Genomic DNA, 20,599 nt, shown 5'->3' with positions numbered 1-20,599 from the left:
CATGAGCACCGAACAACCGACGGGGGAGGTCCCCGGGCGGGAGCGGACGGGCCCGTACGTGTCGGCGGTGCGCTGGATGGAGAACCTGTCGGAGGCCCAGTACGCGTATCTCCTCCTGACGCCGGCGATGCTGCTGTTGGCCGCGATCGCGTTCTGGCCGCTGCTTTCGACGTTCCGGCTGTCGCTGTTCGCCGACAGCCTCGGTCAGGCGAACGTGGGCGAGTTCGTCGGGATCACCAACTACGTCGCCATCCTCACCGGCGAACGGACGGCGCTGCTGCCGTCCCCGTTCCTGCCGGAGTCGCTCACGGTCGGCGCGATGTTCAACAGCGCGCTCGCGGTGACGCTGGTGTTCACGGTCATCAGCGTGTTCTTCGAGACGATCATCGGATTCGTACAGGCGCTCGTGCTCGACCAGGAGTTCCGCGGGCGTCGGTGGGTCCGCGTGGCGATCATCCTCCCGTGGGCGATCCCGATCGTCGTCCAGGGGATGATCTTCTTCCTGATGTTCCAGCCGAACATCGGCTTCCTGGTCGGCACCTCGGAGAACCCGGCGCTGCTGAACCAACTCGGCCTGTTGACGACGACGCCGCTGGCGAACGCCCAGGACGCCACGATGATCGTCATCGTGGCCGACGTGTGGAAGACGACGGCGTTCATGGCGCTGCTCATCCTCGCGGGGATGCAGTCGATCGACCGGAACCTCTACGACGTGGCGAAGGTCGCGGGGGCGTCGCCGTGGCAGCGGTTCAAGCTCATCACGCTGCCCATCATCCTCCCGACGGTGATGGTGGCGATGTTGTTCCGGACGATCCAGGCGATGCGGATCTACGGGCTCATCGAGACGGTCGCGGGCTGTACGACGATCCCGTCGCTGTCCTGTCTCGTGATCACGACGTTCAACAACCGGATGCTCGGCTCGTCGGCGACGATCGCGTTCATCACGGCCGCGATCATCGCCGTCGTGGTGTCGTTCTACATCTTCGGGTACGCCCGGGGTGGTGACCTGTGAGCCGAGACGACGCCAGGACTGACGGCGGGGCCCACGGCGAGCCGGACCTGAAACGGGGGCCGCTCCAGCGGTGGGTCGCGAAGACGATCAAGGACCCCGAGCGGGCCTACCGCGCGATGTTCTACGTGGCGACGCTGTTCTTCCTCGTCACGACGCTGTTCCCCTTCTACTTCCTGCTGGTGCTGGGAGTGACCCCCGAGTCGGCGGGCCTTCAGCTGGTGCCCACCGCCGTCGACTTCGGCGTCTTCCTCGAGGTGTTCCGTCAGATCAACTTCCTGCGATACATGTTCAACAGCATCGTGCTGGCGCTGTCGACGACGGCGATCGTGTTGCTGCTGGCGAGCCTCGCGGGGTACGTGTTCGGCCGGCTGGAGTTCCCCGGGCGGGCGCCGCTGATGCTGCTCGTGTTGGCGATCAGCTACTTCCCGCCGGCGGCGTTCTTCGTCCCGCTCTACCGGCTGTTCACCGGGAACGTGATCTCCGGGCTCAACCTCTACAACACGCCGGGGGCGATGATCCTGCCGTTCAGTTCGCTGTTCATGCCGCTGTCCATCTTCATCCTCACGACGTTCTACGGGCAGATCCCCGACGGGCTGGAGGACGCCGCGCGGGTCGAGGGGACGACGCGGCTCGGCGCGCTGTTCCGGGTCATCATCCCCCTGTCGGCGCCGGGCGTGGCGACGGCGGGCGTGCTGACGTTCATCGCCGTCTACAACGAGTTCTTCTTCAGCCAGCTGATGAACAACGGACAGCCGGAGAACTGGGCCCCCATCGTGGGCGGCCTGCTGAGCCTCCAGCGCGCCGGCCAGTTCGAGGTGACGTACGGCATCATGGCCGCGGGCAGCATCATCGCCGTGGTGCCGGTCGCGATCCTCGTCGTCGTCGCGCAGGAGAAGATCGTGAGCGGGCTGACTGCGGGCGCACTCAAGGAGTAAGACAATGGCACGAGTTCAACTCACCGACGTGACGAAACGCTACGATGACGTGACCGCGGTCGAGGCCATGAACCTCGACATCGAGGATGGCGAGTTCATCACGCTCGTCGGCCCGTCCGGCTGTGGGAAGTCCACGACGATGGAGATGATCGCCGGACTGACCACCCCAAGCGAGGGAACGGTGATGATCGGCGACCGCGACGTGACGACGCTTCCGCCGAAGGACAGGGGCATCTCGATGGTGTTCCAGAACATCGCCCTGTTCCCGCACATGGACGTGTACGACAACATCTCCTTCGGGTTGCGCCTGCGCAACTACGAGAAGGAGGAGATCGACCGTCGCGTCGAGGACGCCGCCCGGATCGTCCAGATGGAGGGGATGCTCGACCGAATGCCGGACGAGATGTCGGGCGGACAGCGCCAGCGCGTCGCCATCGCCCGCGCCATCGTGCGCGAGCCGGAGGTGTTCCTGATGGACGAGCCGCTGGCGAACCTGGACGCGAAGTTGCGCGTCCACATGCGCACCGAGCTCCAGCGCCTCCACAAGGAACTGGAGACGACGATCATCTACGTCACCCACGACCAGGCGGAGGCGATGACGATGTCCGACCGGATCGCCGTCCTCAACGAGGGGGAGCTCCAGCAGTTCGCGGCGCCGCTGACCTGCTACAACGAGCCCGCCAACGAGTTCGTCGCCGGCTTCATCGGGTCGCCCGCGATGAACTTCACCCACGGGGATCTGACCGGCTCCGGCTTCTCGTCGGCCCACTACGACGTCACGTTCGCGACCGACGGCGTCGGGATCCCCCCCGGGACGCCGGTGACGCTCGGGGTCCGCCCGGAGGACGTCTACCCCGAGGAGTTCATCGACGACGCCGTCGACCCGACGGAGCTGATCGACGCCGAGGTCGACGTCCTCGAGCCGATGGGCGACGAGATCTTCGTCTACCTTATGCTCGCCGAGGACGCCGAGACCGGGATGGGCGGCGACGTGAGCGGCGACGACAGCCTCCTGATGAGCGTCTCGCCCGATAGCACTCTCGAGGAGGGCGACCGTGTCGACGTGGCCCTCGACCGCGCGAAGGTCCACCTCTTCGACGACGACACCGGGGAGGCATTGGTCCACGGGGTCGCTCGGACCACGGAGGCGACCGCCGACGCGACCGGGGAGGAGGCCGAGTAGGATGCTGGACGCCCTGTACCTCCTCGCGGTGACGATGCTGTTCGTCCCGTGGGTGTACGGGCTCTACGCGCTGGTTCGGGACGGGAAGAACCGCTTCCTGCCGCTGGCGCGCCGGTACCTCCGCGGCCGTCGCCGCCTCAGCGAGCGGGAGGAGGCCGACCGCGAGCGGGAGGAACAGGAACGACAACTATACTGACCCCCCTCTCCTTCCCCCGATCGAGATGAGTTACTCGTATTCGAGTAGTTTCGAGGTGCGTCGATGACGCTCGTCGACGGCTTCGACCCGTCCGACGTACGGGTCGGCATCATCGGCCTCGGCGGCATCGGACACCACCACGCGGAGCGTCTGGAGTCGCTGGGCGCGGATCTGGTGGGCGGGATGGACGTCGACGCGGAGGCCCGCGAGCGGTTCGTCGGACGCTTCGACGCCCACGCCTTCGAGGACGCGGGCGAGCTGTTCGACCTGGTCGACGCCGTCTTCATCACCACCCCGAACCGCTTCCACGAGGACTACGCCGTCTCCGCGCTGGAGTGGGGCCTCGACGTCCTCCTGGAGAAGCCGCTGGCACACACGCTGGAGTCGGCGCGGCGGATCGCGGACGCCGCCCGCGACGCCGAGGGGTTCTGCATGGTGGGGTTCAACAACCGCTTCGCCGCGCCCGTCGAGGTGCTGAAACACTACCAGGACCAGGGCCGGTTCGGCGAGGTGACCCACGTGGAGGCGAACTACGTCCGCCGGCGGGGCGTCCCGGGCCGGGGGTCGTGGTTCACGAGCAAGGAGGTGTCCGGCGGCGGGAGCCTCATCGACATCGGCGTCCACGCGATCGACCTGGCGCTGCACTTCCTCGACTTTCCGGAGGTCGTCGAGGTGTCGGGCGTCGCCCGCTCGGAGTTCGGCGGCCGCGACGACTACACCTACATCGACATGTGGGGCGAGGACTCCGGCCCCGAGGACTTCGACGTGGACGACTCCGTGTCGGCGTTCGTCCGCACGGCCGGGGGCAAGACGATCTCGCTGGAGGCGGCGTGGGCGACGAACCGCCCCGCGAACAACGACTTCTTCGTCCGCGGGACGGAGGCGGGCGCCCGCTTCGACCGGGCCACCGACGAGCTGACGCTGTTCGAGAACGGCGTCGGCGGCGGGCACCACCTCACCGACACCGCCGTCGACACCCGCGAGGTCGACACCCACCGCGCCGAGCAGGCGACGTTCCTCGAGGCCGTCGCCGCCGGCGAGCCGCCGGGGCGCAACACCATCGACGAGGCGCTGTCGGTCCAGCGCGTCATCGACGGCATCTACCGCTCCACCGAGGCGGGGCGCGCGGTCCGCCTGGACGAGTAGCGGCGCCCGCACGGTCGCGTCGGCGTCGGCGGCCGCGGAGCGCTCGGCGGCGGCGACGAACCGCGATCGGTCGCACGCGGCGGGCCTCGGCCGTCCAGTTTTTGTTCCCTCGTCGGGAACGGGAGGCCGAGATGGTCACGACAGCGATGAGCACGCCGGAGGTGGTCGTGCGGCTGATCGCGGGGGCCGGACTCATCCTCGCGAACGGCTTCTTCGTCGCGATCGAGTTCGCGCTCACGCGGGCGCGGCAGTTCACCGAGTCGGAGTTCGTCGGCGACAACCCGGCGCTGGAACGCGCCTGGGAGATGACCGGGAACCTCGAGATCTACCTGACGACCTGCCAGGTCGGCATCACGGCCTCGAGCATCGCCGTCGGGATCGTCGCCGAGCCCGCGCTTGCGGCGCTGTTCGCGCCGCTGTTCGAGAACACCGCGCTCGCGGGGGTGGGGACCGGGGCGTTCATCGCGTTCCTGATCATCAACCTCCTGCACCTCACCCACGGCGAGCAGACGCCGACGTACCTGGGCGTCGAGCGCTCGCGGATGGTCTCCCGGTACGGCGCGACGCCGCTGTACTACTTCCACAAGTTGATCTCGCCGATCATCACCTTCGGCGACTGGGTCGCCAAGGCGACCCTGAAGCTGTTCGGGATCGAGATGACCGGCGCGTGGCTGGAGACCGAGGAGGACGTCATCGAGTCGCGGGCGGACCTTCGGCGGGAGCTCTCCTCGACGCTGGAGGAGGGTGACCTCCCGGAGGAGCGGCGCGAGGAGGTGATCAACGCCCTCCGGGTCGGCGAGCGGACCGTCGAGGAGATCATGGTCCCGGCCGAGGACATCGTGTCCCTCTCGACCGGGGACTCCTGGGGGGAGAACCTCGCGCGGATGCGCGAGCACCCGCACACGCGGTTCCCGCTCCTTGGCGACGACGGCGAGGAGTTCCTCGGCATCGTGTACGTCCCCGCGTTCATCCGCGAGGTCGACCGGATCGCGGACCCCGACCCCGACCTCCGGGAGGTCGCGGCGCCGCCGATGACGCTCTCGCCCGACGCGACCGTCTCGGACGCGATCGACCGCTTCCAGGTCGAGGGCCAGGAGCTCGCGCTCGTGGTGTCCGACGGCGAGATCCGCGGGCTGGTGACCGCCACGGACGCCTTCGAGGAGGTCATGGGCGACCTGGAGGACCCGATGGACCGGCGGGCCGAGGAACGGTCGGCGGCCGGCGGGGCGTAGCGCGGCCGACGCGGACGACCCGACGGCGCTCGTCGCTCCTCACACCGCGTCGGGCGAGCCGTCGCCCGCCCCGCCGCGAGACCTTCGGTCGTCGCGTCGACACACAGATTTATTCGGACTGTTGTACAAACCGCGAGCATGGACATCGGCGTACTGACCGTACCGCTCGGTGGCGAACCGCGAACGGACGCGTTCGAGTACCTCGCCGGCATCGGCGTCGACGCGGTCGAGCTCGGCGTCGGCGGCTGGCCGGGCGAGGACCACGTCGACCGCGAGCGACTGCTCGGGGACGCGGAGGCCCGCGAGTCGCTGCGCGCGGACCTCGACGAGTACGGCCTCCGGGTGAGCGCGTTCGCGACGCACAACAACCCCCTCCACCCCGACGACGACCGGGCGGCGGAGGCCGACCGGGAACTCCGCGAGGCCGTCGAGCTCGCCGACGAGTTCGGCGTCGGGACCGTTACCTGCTTCTCGGGGCTGCCCGCCGGCGGCCCGAACGACGAGGTGCCCAACTGGGTCACGGCGCCGTGGCCGACGGAGCACGCCGACGCCGAGGCGTACCAGTGGGAGGTCGCCGAGGACTACTGGAGCGACCTGGCCGCCCACGCCGACCACCACGGCGTCGACCTCGCGATCGAGATGCACCCGAACATGCTCGTGTACGAGCCCCACGGCATGCTGAGGCTCCGCGACCTGACGAACGAGCGCGTCGGCGCGAACTTCGACCCCTCCCACCTCTACTGGCAGGGGGTCGACGTGACGGAGGCGATCCGCGTGCTCGGCGAGCGCGACGCGATCCACCACGTCCACGCCAAGGACACGAAGGTGTACGAGTCGAACGCCCGAGAGAAGGGCGTGCTCGACACGACCGACTACGCCGACGGCGCGAACCGCTCGTGGCTGTTCCGGTCGGTGGGGTACGGCCACGGCGAGGAGCACTGGAAGGACGTCGTGAGCACCCTCCGGATGGTCGACTACGACGGCGCACTCTCCATCGAGCACGAGGACGCGCTCACCTCCTCGCGGGAGGGGCTGGAGAAGGCCGTCGACCTGCTGGACCGCGCGATATTCGAGACGACGCCCGGCGAGGCGTACTGGGCGGAGTAATCTCACGAGGACCACGGAGACACCGACATGACCGACGAACCCATCGACATCGGCGTGCTGGGGTACCGCTTCATGGGGAAGGCGCACGCGAACGCGCTGGACCGCCTGCCCATGTTCTTCGAGGACGCGCCCGCGACCAACCGCCACACGGTCGTCGGCCGAGACGAGGAGGCGCTGGCCGAGGCCGCCGACACCCTCGGGTTCGATCACGTCGCGACGGACTGGCGCGACGTGGTCGACGAGGTGGACGCCTTCTACAACCTCGGGCCGAACCACCTCCACGTCGAGCCCTCGGTCGCCGCGCTGGAGGCGGGTACGCCCGTCCTCTGTGAGAAGCCGCTGGCGCCGACGCTGGCGGGGGCCGAGCGGATGCGCGAGGCCGCCGCCGACGCCGACGTGCCCGCCGCCTGCGCGTTCAACTACCGGTTCGTCCCGGCGATCCGCTACGCGAAGCGGCTGATCGACGCGGGCGAGCTCGGCGAGATCCGGCAGGTCCGCGGCCGCTACCTGCAGGACTGGCTGTCGGACCCGGAGGCGCCGTGGAGCTGGCGCAACGACGAGGACATGGCCGGCTCGGGCGCGCTCGGCGACCTCGGGGCGCACACGGTCGACCTCGCGCGCTTCCTCGTCGGCGACCGCGTCGGCGAGGCCGCGAGCGTCTCGGGGCGGCTCACGACGTTCACCGAGGAGCGCCCCGTCGAGGGCGAGGAGGGCGAGACCCGCCCGGTCACCGTCGACGACGCCTACTCGGCGCAGGTCGAGTACGAGTCGGGTGCCGTCGGGACGTTCGAGGCGTCCCGGGTGGCCGAGGGCCACAAGAACGACCACGCGATCGCCGTCCACGGGAGCGAGGGGAGCCTGCGCTTCTCGCTGGAGCGCCTGAACGAGCTGGAGGTGCTGACCGGCGACGCCCGCGGGTACGAGACGGTCCTCGTCACCGACGAGGACGACCCGTACATCGACCACTGGTGGCCGCCGGGGCACGTCATCGGCTGGGAGCACACCTTCGTCCACGAGAACTACGAGTTCCTCCGGGCCGTCGCCGACGGCGGGGAGTTCCGCCCGGACTTCGACGACGCCTACGAGGTCCAGCGCGTGCTCGACGCGGTCGAGCGCTCCGACGCCGAGGGCGTCCGGGTCGAACCGAGGTGAACTGAACGGGCCGGGACGGCGACCCGACGCCCCCGGGGCCGGCCCGTCGCAGTCGTGCCGCCCCCGCCGCGGTCCCGTCGGCACCGCGGGCCGAGGGTCCCGCCCGGGGGGCTGTGATGCGTCACCCACCCACAAGACATATTCCGTTGCTCGCGGACTCTCGGCCGTGACTCCGATCCAGTTCGGCACGCCGGGGATGGACGGCCTCGGCCTCGCGGCGCGCGCGGCCGGGCACCTCCTCGCCTGCCTGGTCGCCGTCGCCGTCGGCGAGGGCGCCTCCCGCCGACGGATCGAGCCGCGGCGCGTGTTCGCCGGCGGCGCGGTGGTCGCTATCGCGACTCCCTTGCTCGTGGTCGTCGGGATCCGCACCGACGCTCTCGCGCCGCTCGTCGCGGTCGCCGGGAGCGAGGCGGTCCCGTACGCGGTCGGCGCGTCGGCGCTCGTCCTCGGCCTCGTCGCGGTCGCGGACGCGGCGTCGGGGCGGGGGCGACCCCGGCGGTGGACGCCCGAGCGGCTCGGAGCGGACGGCGCCGCGGACCGGCCGTCGCGGGCCGGCGGCGCCGCACGCGACCTGGCCGTCGGCGTCCTCGCGGCGACGACGGCGCTGTTGGCCGGCGAACACGTCGCGGTCGCGCTGACGGCCGCCCTGTAACCGGGGCGGCGACGGGGACCGGCGGGCCGGCCGGTCGCCGCGGACCTCAGAACTCGCGGACGCCCTCGTCGGTGATGACCTCGTCCACGAGGTCGATCGGCGTCGCGTCGTAGGCGGGGTTCTCGACGGCGATGCCCTCGGCGGGTTCGAGCATCACCTCGCTGGGCGGGCGGAACTCGTTCTCGAACCGGAACTCGTCGTCGATCACCTTCGCGCCCGAGCCGACGACGACGACCGGGACGCCGACCTGCGCGGCGGCGGCGGCGACGGGGAACGTCCCGACGCGGTTGTAGAGGGTGTCGCGCACGATGCAGTCCATCCCGATCACCACGCGGTCGGGGGCGGCCTCCCGGAGGAGGTGGCCGGCGGCGGCGTCGACCGCGAGGTGCGGCTCCACGCGGTCGAGCGCCGCGAGCGTGCGGGCGGTCTTGCGCCCCAGGTAGCGCGGCCTGGCCTCCGTCACGTAGGCGGTCATGTGCGCGCCGTCGGCGGCGGCGGCCTCGACGGCCTCCAGGACGGTCGAGGAGTAGTCGTGCGTGAGAAACGTCTCGCCGTCGGCGAACGTCTCGGCGGCGTTCGCGGCCGCCTCCGTCTTGCCGGTCTCGACCCGCTCGACCTCCCGGTCGACCGCGTCGGCGAGGAGGGACTTTCCCCCCTCGACGGAGTCGGCCTCCCCGAGGACGGCGTCGGTGACGGCGCGCATCGTCCGGTGGAGGCTCGCGTGGGAGGGGTTCGCACGCCGGAGGGCGCCTGCGTTGTGTTCGAGGTCGCGCTCGAACTCGTCGAGGGTGGCGTACTCCCGGTCGAGGAGCTCGCGCAGCGCCCGCGCCGCCTTCACCGCGACGACAGACGAGGAGTGCGTCTGCATCTCGCGGATCTCGGCGACCGTCTCGTCTATCATGCGTGCGGGGTCGGGCGTTTCGGGGTTAGGTGTTCCGGGACCCGCCCCGCTCCCGCGCGGCGCCCGGTTCGAGCAGGGGAAGCCGACGGACGCGGTCGGCGGGAGTTCTCACGAGCCGAACCCAGACGGCAACACTCATACCGCCGTCGCCACTATCGGAGCCCCGTCAGATGAACCGCCGCACCCGCGAGTACCTGAAGGGCCGCTTCGGCGACTACTACCGGAGCGCGAGCGTCTCCCCGCCGCCGCAGGCCAACGAGCGCGAGTGGGGCCACATCCCCTTCACCGCGGGCGACGGCACCACGATGGTCCGCCACCAGTCGCTACTCGACATCGGCGAGGTGAGCGAGTTCCTCGCGCGCGAGACGCCGCGCCACGCCTACTTCTCGGCCGCCCGGTACGACGACCCCGCGAACAAGCGGATGAGCGACAAGGGGTGGCGCGCCGCGGACCTCGTGTTCGACCTCGACGCCGACCACCTCCCCGGCGTCGACCCCGAGGCGACGAGCTACGCCGACATGCTCGCCGCCTGTAAGGGGGAGCTGCTGGACCTGCTCGACCTGCTGGAGGCGGACTTCGGCTTCGACGACGACGATCTCCGGGTGGTCTTCTCCGGCGGGCGCGGCTACCACGTCCACGTCCGCGACGAGGCGGTCGCCGGCCTCGACTCGACGGCGCGCCGGGAGGTCGTCGACTACGTCCGCGCGGTCGACCTCAACTACGACGGCCTCATCGAGAAGCGCCCGAACGAGCGCGGCACCCTGCAGAAGACGCTGCGCGTCGAGGGGGGCTGGGGACGGCGCGTCCACGCCGAACTCGTCACGTACGCCGAGGAACTGCGCGCGATGGACGAGGAGGAGGCGCTCGCGACGCTGCAGGAACTCGACGGCGTCGGCGAGAAGACCGCCCGGACCATCCACGGCGTGCTCGAACGCAACCCCGAGGGGGTGAAGGCCGGGAACGTCGAACTCGGCCCGGGCGCGTCGACGCTCGTGCGCGCGATAGCCGAGCGCGTCACCGCCGAGCAGACCGCCCCCATCGACGAGCCCGTCACGACCGACGTCCGGCGGCTCATCCGCCTGCCGGGGAGCATCCACGGCGGGAGCGGCCTGGTCGTCCGGCCGCTGGAGCGGGGGGAGGTGGCGTCGTTCGATCCCCTGACCGACGCCGTCCCCGACCGCTTCCGCGGGCGCGACATCCTCGTCGACGTGCACGAGCCCGGGCCGGTCGACGTGGGCGACGACAGAGATAAGGCGGAGGAGGGTATCGTGTCCGTACCGGAGTACGTCGGCGTGTTCCTGATGGCACGCGGACGCGCGGAGAAGGCGAGGGAGTGAGATGGACCTGGACGAGCTACGATCCGTACAGTCGAAGGAACGCAGGAAGGACAGCCTCCAGCACCTGCGGGACTCCTTCTACGAGGACGTGGCCGCCTACCTCGCCGAGCGGAAGCGGCAGCGCGACGAGCGCGCGGCCGCCGTCGACAACCCCTTCGCCGACGAGCAGGTGCGGAAGCTCTCCGACGAGATCGAGACGGCCGAGGAGGTCGTCGAGTCGCTGTACGAGCGCCGCGTCGGCAAGGTGGTGAAGCTGTCCTCGTTCGCCGCCGCGGGCGCCCCGACCGACACCGAGGGGATGACCGTTCAGGAGGCGGAGCTGTTCGAGGACCTCGTCGTCCGCATCGAGCAGAACAAGGGCCGCGTCCTCGACGTGCTCGACAACGACGCCGAGGGTGCCGACGGCGACGTGGACGTCGGCTTCGACGCGGCGCAGGAGGAGGTCCCCGCCGTCGCGTCGGGGTCGGGACCGCCCGGCAGCGACCAGACGGGCGACACGGCCGATCGGGTCGACGGGACCCCCGGCGCCCCCGCCGACGCTCTCCCGTCGGACGGATCGATCGGGGCCGACGATCCGGGCGACCCGAGTTCCGACGGCGACGCCGGGTCCGGCGTCCTCGCGGACGCGATGGGGACGACCGGCTCCCCGTCCGACACCGACGCGGGGTCGGGGTCCGACGGTCCGGTCGCCCCGCCCGAGTCGCCGCCGGACGCCGGCGCGTCCGATCCGGGTTCGGACGGCGACTCGGCGCGCGCCGCGGCCGCCGAGGACGGCGGCGAGTTCGTCCCCGGATCGGAGCCGGACCGCGCGGGCGAGGCCCCGGCCGACACCGACCCCGGGGCTGCCGACGCGCCCGCGGAGGGAGGACGGGCGACCGGCGACGCACGCGACGACGGCGCGGACAGGCGGACCGTCCGCATCACCAGCGACGTGGGGCGGATCCTCGGCGTCGACGACATCGAGTACGACCTCGCGAGCGACGACGTGGTGACGCTCCCCGCGACGAACGCCGAGCCGCTGGTGGAGCGCGACGCCGCCGAGCCGATCGAGTAGCGAGCGGCCGCCGTCGCCGTTACCGTCGCCGTTCGCCGTCGGCGCGACCCCGCTCACGGTTCCGCGTTCCACAACCGACACGGCTTTTCCGTCCCCGGCCGCACCCCCGTGCATGCTCGACACCGGCACCGAGGCGCCCGGGTTCACGCTCCCCGACCACGTGGGCCGCGAGGTCTCGCTCGACGAGTTCGAGGGCCGCCGCGTCGTCCTCTACTTCTACCCGCGCGCGGACACCCCGGGGTGCACGACGGAGGCGTGCGGCTTCCGCGACGCCTACGACGAGTTCGAGGAGCGCGACACGGCGGTCCTCGGCGTCAGCGACGACCCGGTCGAGGACCTGGAGGCGTTCGCCCGGAAGCACGACCTGCCGTTCCCGTTGCTCTCGGACGAGGACGGCGCCGTCGCGTCAGCGTACGACTCCTACGGCGAGAAGAACGTCTTCGGCAACGTCGTCGAGGGCGTCTTCCGGAACACGTACCTGATCGGCCCCGACGGGCGGATCGAGCGCGCCTACGAGGGCGTCTCGCCCGAGGACCACGCCGAGGAGCTGCTCTCGGACATCGACGACCTCCGAGGGGAGTGACCGCCGCGGGACGTCGGCCGGGCGGGGGCGCCCGAGGCTCCCGGCTCACCACGTCCGTCCGCGAAGCCGCTTTCTGATCGCGTCGCGCTTGACGAGCGCGAACCCGACGACGACGACGACGAACCCGACGAGCGTGAGCGGCGTCACCGGCTCCGAGAGCAGGAGCGCCCCGGCGACCGTGGCGACGACGGGGACGACGTAGCTGACGAGGTTGATCTCGAACGGCCCGAGGAGGTCGAGGAGGCCGAAGTAGATGGCGTAGCCGAGCGCCGAGGCGAACACGCCCAGGAACAACAGCGAGCCGATCACGGCCGGCGAAAGCGTGGAGGGGCCCGGCTGCGGCTCGCCGGCGAGGACGCTGAGGACGTGGAGCACGACCGCGCCCAGCGCCATCCCCCACGCGGTTCGGGGGAGCGCCTCCGACTCCGGTTCGAGCCAGCGGGTCGCGACGCTGCCGAAGGAGACGGCGACGGCCGCGACGAACACGAGCGCGACGCCGATCGTGGTGTCGCCGGCCAGATCCGAGGGCGAGGGCTGTGCGACGAGCGCCACGCCGACGACGCCGAGTACGACGCCGACGTAGCCGCGGAGGTCGAGGCTCCCCTCGCCGAGCAGCCACACGGCGAAGAACGTCGTCAGGATGGGGTTGAGGCTGTAGACGATGGCAGCGATGCCGCCGGTGGTGTACACCTGACCGTACGCGAGGAAGACGATGTTGACGACGACGAACAGGAGACCGGCCACGAGGACGGCCCAGACGTCCGCCCGGGCACGGGGGAGGGGATCCTCGGAGCGCCAGAACACGTACCCGAGCATGACGAGCGCGCCCACGTCGAAGCGGTACGCGCCGATCAGGATCGGGCTCAGCTCCCGCAGGGCGACCTCGATGGCGGGGAAGCTCCCGCCCCAGAAGACGCCGAGGGCGAGAAAGAGGGCGGCGTTGCGGACGGAGCTCACGGGAGGGTCACACCCGACTGCGCGGGCGGGGACGACTTCGGCGTTTCCGTTCCGGTCGGTCGCGCCGGAAGGGAGTCGTTCGGATCCCCCGGAGCCGGGGAGCGGGACCCGCGAGCCGCCCCGGCCGTGTTCAGTAGCCGCGGGTAATGAGGTAGTCCGCGAGGTCGGCGAGCGTGTCGCGGGCGGGGCCCTCGGGGAGCACGTCGAGGCGCTCCTTCGAACGCGCCGTGAGGTCCTCGGCCATCTCGCGGGCGTAGTCGATCGAGCCGGCGTCCTCCAGCACCGCGACGGCGTCGTCGACCTCGGCCTCGCTCACCTCGGCCGGCGTCTCCGCGGTCACCAGCCCGTCCACGTCGACGCCCTGCTGGCGCGCGTGGAGGGTGATGAGCGTCTCCTTCCCCTCGACGAGGTCGGAGCCGCGCTGTTTGCCCAACCGCTCGGAGGGCACCGTCAGGTCGAGCACGTCGTCCTGGATCTGGAACGCCCGGCCGGAGTCGACGCCGTACTCGTACAGCGACTGCACGGTCGCGTCGTCGGCCCCCATGAGCACCGCCGGGATGGCCGCCGACGCCCCGTACAGGACGGCGGTCTTCAGCTCGACCATCTCGAGGTACTCATCCGGCGTCACGTCGTCGCGGTTCTCGAAGTCGACGTCGAGCGACTGTCCCTCGCAGATCCGGGTGCACGCGGAGGCGAGGCGGTTGACCGCGTCGACCGTGTTCCCGGGGGCGGCGCCGGTGTCCGAGAGCAGCTCGAACGCCTTGGCGTACAGCGTGTCGCCCGCGAGGATCGCCGTCTCGGTGTCGTACGCTCGGTGGACCGCCGGCTCGCCGCGCCGGAGATCGTCGTCGTCCATGATGTCGTCGTGGATGAGCGTGAACGACTGGATGACCTCGACGCTGACCGCCGTGCGCATGAGGTCGAACGTCGACCCGTCGAGGGCGGGGAACGACCGGTAGTCGGTCGACCCGTCGGCGTCGACGCCCGCGAGCGCCTCGCCGACGAGCAGCGCGGCCGTCGGCCGGAGCCGCTTGCCCCCCGCCTCGAGGATGTACCGGGTGGCCTCGTAGAGCCGCTCGGGCTCCGCCATCGGGAGGTCCCCGTCGATGGCGTCGTTGACTCGCTCGCGGCGCTGTTCGATCGCCGCGAGCACCCGTTCGGCGGTCGCGTCCTGCGTCATCGTCACTCGGTCAGCTGGATCATGTTCCCGTTCTGGGTGACGTGGAGGTCCCGCCCGACCTTGTAGCCCTTCCTGCTGGCGAGGTCCACGTACGGGGCGAAGCCCTTCATGTCCTGGTGGGCCGGGATGACGTGCCGGGGCTCGAGCGCGTCGAGCATCTGGTAGTGCCCCTCCTCACGGAGGTGGCCCGACACGTGGATGTCGTCGTAAATGCGCGCGCCCTGCATCTTCAGGAGGCGCTCGGACTGGTAGCGCTGACCCTCGTTCGTCGGCTCGGGAATGACCCGCGCCGAGAAGATGACCTTGTCGCCGTCGTCCAGTTCGTAGGGGGTCTCGCCGCGGCCCATCCGGGTGAGCATCGCGCGCGGCTCGCCCTGGTGGCCCGTGACGATGGGGAGGTACTTCTCCTTGCCCTCCTGCATGATCCGCTTGAACGTCCGGTCGACGGACTTGCGGTGGCCGTACATCCCGAGGTCGTCCGGGAAGTCCACGAAGTCCAGCCGCTCGGCGGTGCCGGAGTACTTCTCCATCGAGCGACCCAGCAGCACCGGCTCGCGGCCGATCTCCTGGGCGAACTCGACGAGCGAGGAGACGCGCGAGACGTGCGAGGAGAACGTGGTGGCGACGATGCCGCCGTCGTAGTCCTCGACGGACGTGAGCACGTCCTTCAGGTGGCGTCGGGCGACGGACTCGGAGGGCGTGCGGCCCTTCCGGCCGGCGTTCGTACAGTCCTCGATGTACGCGAGCACGCCGTTGCCCTCGCGGCCGATCTCCCGGAAGCGTTCCATGTCGATCGGGTCCTCGAGGACCGGCGAGTGGTCCATCCGCTTGTCGAGGCCGTAGACGACCGCGCCCTCGGGGGTGTGGAGGACCGGATTGATCGCGTCGATGATGGAGTGGGTCACGTGGACGAACTCCAGTTCGACGTTGCCCGAGTCGCCGATGGACATCGTCTCGCCCGCCTCCATCTTGACGAGGTCGTTGTCGACGTTGAACTTGTTCTCGCCCTTCACCTGCTGTTTGACCAGCTCGATGGTGAACGGCGCGGAGACGACGGGCGCGTCGTACCGGTGGGCCAGTTTCGAGATGGCGCCGATGTGGTCGAGGTGGCCGTGCGTCGGCACGATGGCCTGCACGTCGCCCTCCATGTCGCTCATGACCCGGTCGTCCGGGATGGCGCCCATGTCGATGAGGTCCAGGCTGTGCATCTTCTCCGTCTCGACGTTGTCGTGGATCAGGACCTGACTCAGGTTGAGGCCCATGTCGAACACGACGATGTCGTTCCCTGCGCGAACTGCCGTCATCTGGCGGCCGACTTCCTCGTAGCCGCCGATCGTTGCGATTTCTACTTCCATATGTTCGGTCTGTCTGTGTTGCGAGCGTGAATCCCGCGCGTCGCGCGCGGCCGATGCTCGTACGGAAAGCCCCGGCACGGGTCGCTGTGGACCCCGGCGTCTTGCAGCGCGTCGGTCCGCAATCCCGCAATACGGGGATCGGTCCCCGTACTTACCCGCGGGCTCGTGGTGATTGTATCCTACAGGCCATCTGTTAAAACTGCTCGGGTTCGCCCGTCCCGCGACGGGGACGAGGGGGAGAACCCCGCGACCGTATCCGAGTCGTCGACTCTCGCCGTCCGATCCCGTCCGGTACTCTTAAACCCGATTCGGCCGACGGGGCGAACATGCCAGGCCGTCCGCTCGACGTGCTCGAGGAGGCGCTCGACACGCCGGTGACCGTCCACCTCAAGGACGGCACCGCGCACTTCGGCGTCCTCGCGGGCTACGACCAGCACATGAACGTCGTGCTCGACCCCACCGAACTGGAGGGCTCGGCCGACGACGAGGTCGAAGACACAACGATTATCCGTGGCGACAACGTCGTTTCCATCAACGCATGACCGGAGCCGGTACGCCGTCTCAAGGGAAGAAGAACAAGACGACGCACGTCAAGTGTCGACGCTGCGGCGAGAAGTCCTACCACGTGAAGAAGAAGAAGTGCGCCTCGTGCGGCTTCGGCAAGTCCGCCAAGCGGCGCGACTACGAGTGGCAGTCGAAGGCCGGCGACAACTGACGCTCCTCTCTCCTCTCTCGAACTCAACGAGCCGGTAGCCGCCGCGCCGGTCGACCGGGTTCGGATCGGTCCCCGACCGAGCCCCGGTGACCCCCTCTCGCGGTGACGGATCCGACGCGACAGTTCCGCGCGCGAGGTTCGGGTCCGCCGCCGACTGTCGTCTCCCCGCATCGCCGCCCCGGTGTCTGTTCAAATTTGTGCATACATCCTCCCGAGTCGTCGCCGACCTACGCACGATAACGAGGGTTTTTGTGAAGCGGGACCCCAGTATCGCCCATGGCAAACGGCGATCCCGGGGACGGTGCGGCGGCACCGGTCACATCGCTCACCGAACCGCTCGGCGACGGCTCGCGCGAGCCGACCCCCGTCGACGGCCCGACCGAGAAGTGCGGCGTCGTCGGCGTCTCGCTGGCCGACCGGGCCGCCGCCCGCCCGCTGTACTACTCGCTGTACGCGCTCCAGCACCGCGGACAGGACTCCGCCGGGATCGCCACCCACGACGGCTTCCAGCAGCACAGCCACGTGGAGATGGGGCTCGTCGGCGACGCCTTCTCGCAGTCGGATCTCGACAGCCTCGCGGGCTCGGCGGGCATCGGTCACGTCCGCTATCCCACCGCCGGCGGCGTCAACGCCTGCTGTGCCCAACCGTTCTCGGTGTCGTTCAAGTCCGGCGCGCTCGGGCTCGCGCACAACGGAAACCTCGTCAACGCCGACGAGATCCGCGAGGAACTCGCGTCCTCGGGGCACGCGTTCACCTCGCAGGGGGACACGGAGGTCATCGCCCACGACCTCGCGCGCAACCTCCTCGAGTCCGATCTCATCCGCGCGGTCAAGCGGACGATGGACCGCGTCCACGGCTCCTACTCGCTGACCGTGATGCACGACGACACCGTGATCGGCGTCCGCGACCCCCAGGGAAACCGACCGCTGTGCATCGGCGAACTGGATGACGGCTACGTCATCGCGAGCGAGTCCGCGGCCATCGACACGCTCGACGGCGACCTCGTTCGCGACGTGAAGCCGGGTGAACTAGTCGTGCTGGAGGCCGACGGCAGCGGCTTCGACTCGTATCGGCTGTTCGAGGAGGAACACTCTGCCCACTGTTTCTTCGAGCACGTCTACTTCGCGCGCCCGGACTCGGTCATCGACGACACGCTCGTCTACGAGGCTCGACGCGACCTCGGACGGGCGCTGTGGGAGGAGTCCGGCGTCGACTCGGACGTCGTAATGCCGGTCCCCGACTCCGGCCGGGCGTTCGCCTCCGGCTACGCCGACGCCGCCGCCGAGGACGGCGCGGACGTGGAGTTCGCCGAGGGGCTGATGAAGAACCGGTACGTCGGCCGGACGTTCATCATGCCCTCGCAGGACGAGCGCGAGCGGGCGGTACGGCTGAAGCTGAACCCGATCCGCTCGACGGTCGAGGGGAAGACCGTGACGCTCATCGACGACTCCATCGTCCGCGGCACCACCTCGACGCAGTTGGTCGAGTTGCTCCGCGACGCCGGCGCCGAGGAGGTCCACGTCCGCATCGGAGCCCCGGCCATCGTCGCCCCCTGCTACATGGGGATCGATATGGCGACGCGGGAGGAACTGATCGCGGCCGACCGGTCGGTCGAGGAGGTCCGCGAGGCGGTGGGCGCGGACTCGCTGTCGTACCTGTCGGTCGACGCCGTCGCCGGCGCGCTCAAATCGACGAAGGCTGACCTGTGTCTGGGCTGCGTCACCGGCGAGTACCCGTACGACATCGACGGCGAGGAGACCGATCGCGACGTGACCCGGCCGACGGTCGGGGAGCCGTCGCCCGCCGACGATTGACGCGAGGGCGAGCGAAGCGAGCCCTCGACTCACCGCGGCGAGGTCGCCGGGCCGAGGCGCGCACAGAAGACGCGAGGGCGAGCGAAGCGCGGTCGAGCGGAGCGAGACCGCGACGGAGAACGGCGACCGAAGGGAGCCGTGAGCGAAGCGAGCACTCGACTCACCGCGGCGAGGTAGCCGTGTTGGGTCGTCAGGCACCGACGGCAGTCCGATGCGACGCTGTTCACGTGGCTGACAGGCGACACCCGAACCGCCCGCGGACCGTCGTGTCGCACACCCGCTCCCGGCCCGCGGCGACGTTCACCGCATCGGGGCGTCTGGTCCCGTCACCCTATTTGAACCCTCGCGAACGCGGAGCGTCGGTCGGCGCCGGCCCGTGACGGTCAGTAGACGTGATACAGCAGCACGTAGACGACGACCCCGAGCGCGAACGAGACGAGCCACAGCGACGCCGCGACCCGGCCGACCCGGGCGTGGGCCGTGTCGAACAGGTCGCGTTTCGGGCGCGTGGTCGCGAGCGTGAGCACGTACAGGACGAGCGGGACGCAGACGACTGCGAGGATGATGTGAACGGTAAGCAGCGGGAGGTAGACGAACCGCTCGACGACGGTCGGACCGCCGAAGTCGGTCGTCCCGACCAGCGCGATCCGGTAGAGGTACATCGCGAGGAACGCGGCGAACAGCCCCGTCGACGCGAGCATGAACCGCCGGTGGGTCTCGAAGTCGCGGCCGCGGGCGGCGCGGACCCCGGCGGCGATGGTCCCGATCGCGGCCAGCGAGACGGCGGCGTTGAGCGTCGGGATCGCCTCGATGACGGGCTTCGGGGCGCGGGGGAGGAACGCGGCGGGGACGACGCCGCCGCCGACCGCGAACACGAGGGCGAGCGCGACCCCCGAGAGCAGGGCGGCGACGCCGAGACTGTGTTCGCGAGCGAACCCGCGGACCCGCGCGACCGGTGCCGCTGTGTCCGTGCTCATACGTCCCCGGAGGGACGGCGGATGTATAGCCGTTGTCCGATCGGAACGGCATGGCCGCGTCGTCGACACCGGGTGCCGCTCCGGGGGGTCGAGTCGTGCACGACTCTCCTGACCGTCGACCGGGAGGGGCCCGGACGGGCGGGATCACCCCGCCGCTGCGTGCGGGTCTCACCCGAAGCCCCGCCCGAATGGAAAGCCCTTTATTTGTAACCGGGATACGTCGTAGTGCGTACTGACGCACGATGCGTGGGTAGCCAAGCCAGGCCAACGGCGCAGCGTTGAGGGCGCTGTCCTGTAGAGGTCCGCCGGTTCAAATCCGGTCCCACGCATCTCACGCGGCGGCTTCCCGCCGCTCGGATGCGGGTGCTGTGCGCCCTTCGGGGCGCCCTACAGACAGCACCCACGCACAATCCTTCCGACCGCTACACCGAGTAGCGATCGCCCCGTCGCGGGCCGACCGGCGGCGGTCGGCCGACAGAGGGCAACGGTTTTCCGGGGAGCACACGGCCTCCACTGGTATGCACGCGATCACCGGCTCCGGGTGGATCGAGGTCATCTCGGGGTCGATGTTCTCCGGGAAGACCGAGGAACTCCTGCGGCGCCTCAGACGCGCGGAGATCGCCGGCCAGGACATCGCCGTCTTTTCGCCCGCGATGGACGAGCGGTACGGCGAGACGACGATCGGGACCCACAACGGCCGCTCGTGGGAGGCGACCGTCGTCGACAGCGAGGGGGACGGGCCGTGGGACATCCTCGACACGCTGAACGGCGAGCGGGTCGTCGCGGTCGACGAGGCCAACTTCTTCTCGGACGCCCTCGTCGAGGTGTGTCAGACCCTGGCCGAGGACGACCGTCGGGTGATCGTCTCCGGGACCGACCAGACGTACCGCGGCGAGCCGTTCGATCCCCTCCCCGACCTGATGGCCGTCGCCGAGTACGTCGACAAGCTCCAGGCCATCTGCGCGGTCTGCGGGGAGCCGGCGACCCGGAACCAGCGCCTCATCGAGGGCGAACCCGCCCACGAGGACGACCCGACGATCCTCGTCGGCGCCGAGGAGAGCTACCAGGCCAGGTGTCGCGACTGCCACGTCGTCGACCGGGACTGAGGCC

The 20,599-nt window shown here is 70.2% G+C and carries 21 protein-coding genes and 1 tRNA gene; 17 read left to right on the top strand and 5 right to left on the bottom strand.

The window, feature by feature from the left end:
• Positions 1-76: 76 nt before the first annotated feature.
• The 9 genes from ACQUQ1_RS08130 (at position 77) to ACQUQ1_RS08090 (ending at position 8,615) form a co-directional block, all read left to right on the top strand.
• A complete protein-coding gene (locus ACQUQ1_RS08130; RefSeq protein WP_435064121.1) occupies positions 77-1,012 on the top strand; it encodes a carbohydrate ABC transporter permease in 936 nt (311 codons plus the stop codon).
• Positions 1,009-1,947 (top strand): carbohydrate ABC transporter permease, encoded by a 939-nt coding sequence (locus ACQUQ1_RS08125; protein WP_435063780.1) that lies wholly within the window; start codon positions 1,009-1,011, stop codon positions 1,945-1,947. Before ACQUQ1_RS08130 ends, ACQUQ1_RS08125 begins: the two co-directional genes overlap by 4 nt.
• A 4-nt stretch (positions 1,948-1,951) precedes the next feature.
• Entirely contained in the window at positions 1,952-3,130 is a 1,179-nt protein-coding gene (locus ACQUQ1_RS08120; protein WP_435063779.1) for an ABC transporter ATP-binding protein, read from the top strand.
• 1 nt (position 3,131) lies between these two features.
• Positions 3,132-3,326, top strand: a complete 195-nt coding sequence (locus ACQUQ1_RS08115) for a hypothetical protein (protein ID WP_435063778.1) — start codon at positions 3,132-3,134, stop codon at positions 3,324-3,326.
• A gap of 63 nt (positions 3,327-3,389) precedes the next feature.
• Complete coding sequence (locus tag ACQUQ1_RS08110) at positions 3,390-4,472, top strand: Gfo/Idh/MocA family protein (protein WP_435063777.1); 1,083 nt, start codon at positions 3,390-3,392, stop codon at positions 4,470-4,472.
• Between the two features lie 146 nt (positions 4,473-4,618).
• Positions 4,619-5,704, top strand: coding sequence for a CNNM domain-containing protein (locus tag ACQUQ1_RS08105; RefSeq protein WP_435064120.1), 1,086 nt, complete (start codon positions 4,619-4,621; stop codon positions 5,702-5,704).
• Between the two features lie 138 nt (positions 5,705-5,842).
• Positions 5,843-6,811: a sugar phosphate isomerase/epimerase family protein gene (locus ACQUQ1_RS08100; protein ID WP_435063776.1), complete on the top strand. Its 969-nt coding sequence runs from the start codon at positions 5,843-5,845 to the stop codon at positions 6,809-6,811.
• A gap of 27 nt (positions 6,812-6,838) precedes the next feature.
• Positions 6,839-7,963, top strand: a complete 1,125-nt coding sequence (locus tag ACQUQ1_RS08095) for a Gfo/Idh/MocA family protein (RefSeq protein WP_435063775.1) — start codon at positions 6,839-6,841, stop codon at positions 7,961-7,963.
• Between the two features lie 166 nt (positions 7,964-8,129).
• Positions 8,130-8,615 carry a hypothetical protein gene (locus ACQUQ1_RS08090; protein WP_435063774.1) on the top strand — a complete coding sequence of 162 codons (486 nt, stop codon included), beginning with the start codon at positions 8,130-8,132 and terminating at the stop codon, positions 8,613-8,615.
• Positions 8,616-8,661: 46 nt separating this feature from the next.
• Here ACQUQ1_RS08090 and ACQUQ1_RS08085 read toward each other — a convergent pair whose 3' ends face one another.
• Complete coding sequence (locus tag ACQUQ1_RS08085; protein WP_435063773.1) at positions 8,662-9,516, bottom strand: translation initiation factor eIF-2B; 855 nt, start codon at positions 9,514-9,516, stop codon at positions 8,662-8,664.
• 170 nt (positions 9,517-9,686) lie between these two features.
• On the opposite strand from ACQUQ1_RS08085, the gene priS reads away from it, so the two are divergent.
• From priS to bcp, 3 genes are all read left to right on the top strand, one after another.
• On the top strand, positions 9,687-10,853 hold the full coding sequence (priS, locus tag ACQUQ1_RS08080; protein ID WP_435063772.1) for a DNA primase small subunit PriS: 1,167 nt from the start codon (positions 9,687-9,689) through the stop codon (positions 10,851-10,853).
• 1 nt (position 10,854) lies between these two features.
• Complete coding sequence (locus ACQUQ1_RS08075) at positions 10,855-11,907, top strand: hypothetical protein (protein ID WP_435063771.1); 1,053 nt, start codon at positions 10,855-10,857, stop codon at positions 11,905-11,907.
• A gap of 112 nt (positions 11,908-12,019) precedes the next feature.
• The gene (gene bcp, locus ACQUQ1_RS08070; protein WP_435063770.1) at positions 12,020-12,490 is read left to right on the top strand and encodes a thioredoxin-dependent thiol peroxidase; all 471 of its coding nucleotides are present in this window, start codon (positions 12,020-12,022) and stop codon (positions 12,488-12,490) included.
• A 45-nt stretch (positions 12,491-12,535) separates the two neighbouring features.
• Here the strand turns inward: bcp and ACQUQ1_RS08065 are convergent, their stop codons facing one another.
• The 3 genes from ACQUQ1_RS08065 to ACQUQ1_RS08055 all read right to left on the bottom strand — a co-directional run bounded on the left by ACQUQ1_RS08065 (position 12,536) and on the right by ACQUQ1_RS08055 (position 15,982).
• Positions 12,536-13,447 carry a DMT family transporter gene (locus ACQUQ1_RS08065; RefSeq protein WP_435063769.1) on the bottom strand — a complete coding sequence of 304 codons (912 nt, stop codon included), beginning with the start codon at positions 13,445-13,447 and terminating at the stop codon, positions 12,536-12,538.
• A 130-nt stretch (positions 13,448-13,577) separates the two neighbouring features.
• A complete protein-coding gene (gene idsA3, locus ACQUQ1_RS08060; protein ID WP_435063768.1) occupies positions 13,578-14,627 on the bottom strand; it encodes a geranylfarnesyl diphosphate synthase in 1,050 nt (349 codons plus the stop codon).
• A gap of 2 nt (positions 14,628-14,629) precedes the next feature.
• Entirely contained in the window at positions 14,630-15,982 is a 1,353-nt protein-coding gene (locus ACQUQ1_RS08055; protein WP_435063767.1) for an RNase J family beta-CASP ribonuclease, read from the bottom strand.
• Between the two features lie 326 nt (positions 15,983-16,308).
• Between ACQUQ1_RS08055 and ACQUQ1_RS08050 the strand changes: the two genes are divergently transcribed.
• The 3 genes from ACQUQ1_RS08050 (at position 16,309) to purF (ending at position 18,512) form a co-directional block, all read left to right on the top strand.
• On the top strand, positions 16,309-16,524 hold the full coding sequence (locus ACQUQ1_RS08050; protein WP_435063766.1) for an LSM domain-containing protein: 216 nt from the start codon (positions 16,309-16,311) through the stop codon (positions 16,522-16,524).
• Positions 16,521-16,697, top strand: a complete 177-nt coding sequence (locus ACQUQ1_RS08045; protein WP_435063765.1) for a 50S ribosomal protein L37e — start codon at positions 16,521-16,523, stop codon at positions 16,695-16,697. The genes ACQUQ1_RS08050 and ACQUQ1_RS08045 overlap by 4 nt, the downstream gene beginning before the upstream one ends.
• A gap of 276 nt (positions 16,698-16,973) precedes the next feature.
• Positions 16,974-18,512, top strand: a complete 1,539-nt coding sequence (purF, locus tag ACQUQ1_RS08040; RefSeq protein ID WP_435063764.1) for an amidophosphoribosyltransferase — start codon at positions 16,974-16,976, stop codon at positions 18,510-18,512.
• Positions 18,513-18,895: 383 nt separating this feature from the next.
• On the opposite strand, the gene ACQUQ1_RS08035 is transcribed toward purF, so the two are convergent.
• The gene (locus ACQUQ1_RS08035; protein ID WP_435063763.1) at positions 18,896-19,489 is read right to left on the bottom strand and encodes a DUF420 domain-containing protein; all 594 of its coding nucleotides are present in this window, start codon (positions 19,487-19,489) and stop codon (positions 18,896-18,898) included.
• A gap of 244 nt (positions 19,490-19,733) precedes the next feature.
• Between ACQUQ1_RS08035 and ACQUQ1_RS08030 the strand changes: the two genes are divergently transcribed.
• Both ACQUQ1_RS08030 and ACQUQ1_RS08025 read left to right on the top strand, forming a co-directional pair.
• A tRNA-Leu gene (locus ACQUQ1_RS08030) sits at positions 19,734-19,818 on the top strand.
• Between the two features lie 189 nt (positions 19,819-20,007).
• The gene (locus ACQUQ1_RS08025) at positions 20,008-20,595 is read left to right on the top strand and encodes a thymidine kinase (RefSeq protein WP_435063762.1); all 588 of its coding nucleotides are present in this window, start codon (positions 20,008-20,010) and stop codon (positions 20,593-20,595) included.
• Positions 20,596-20,599: the final 4 nt, after the last annotated feature.

Origin of the sequence: Halobaculum sp. EA56 (assembly GCF_051195075.1) — an archaeon.
Lineage (GTDB): Archaea > Halobacteriota > Halobacteria > Halobacteriales > Haloferacaceae > Halobaculum.
The sequence above is the reverse complement of the archived record's forward strand: the minus strand, read 5'-3'. Positions and strand labels throughout refer to the sequence as shown.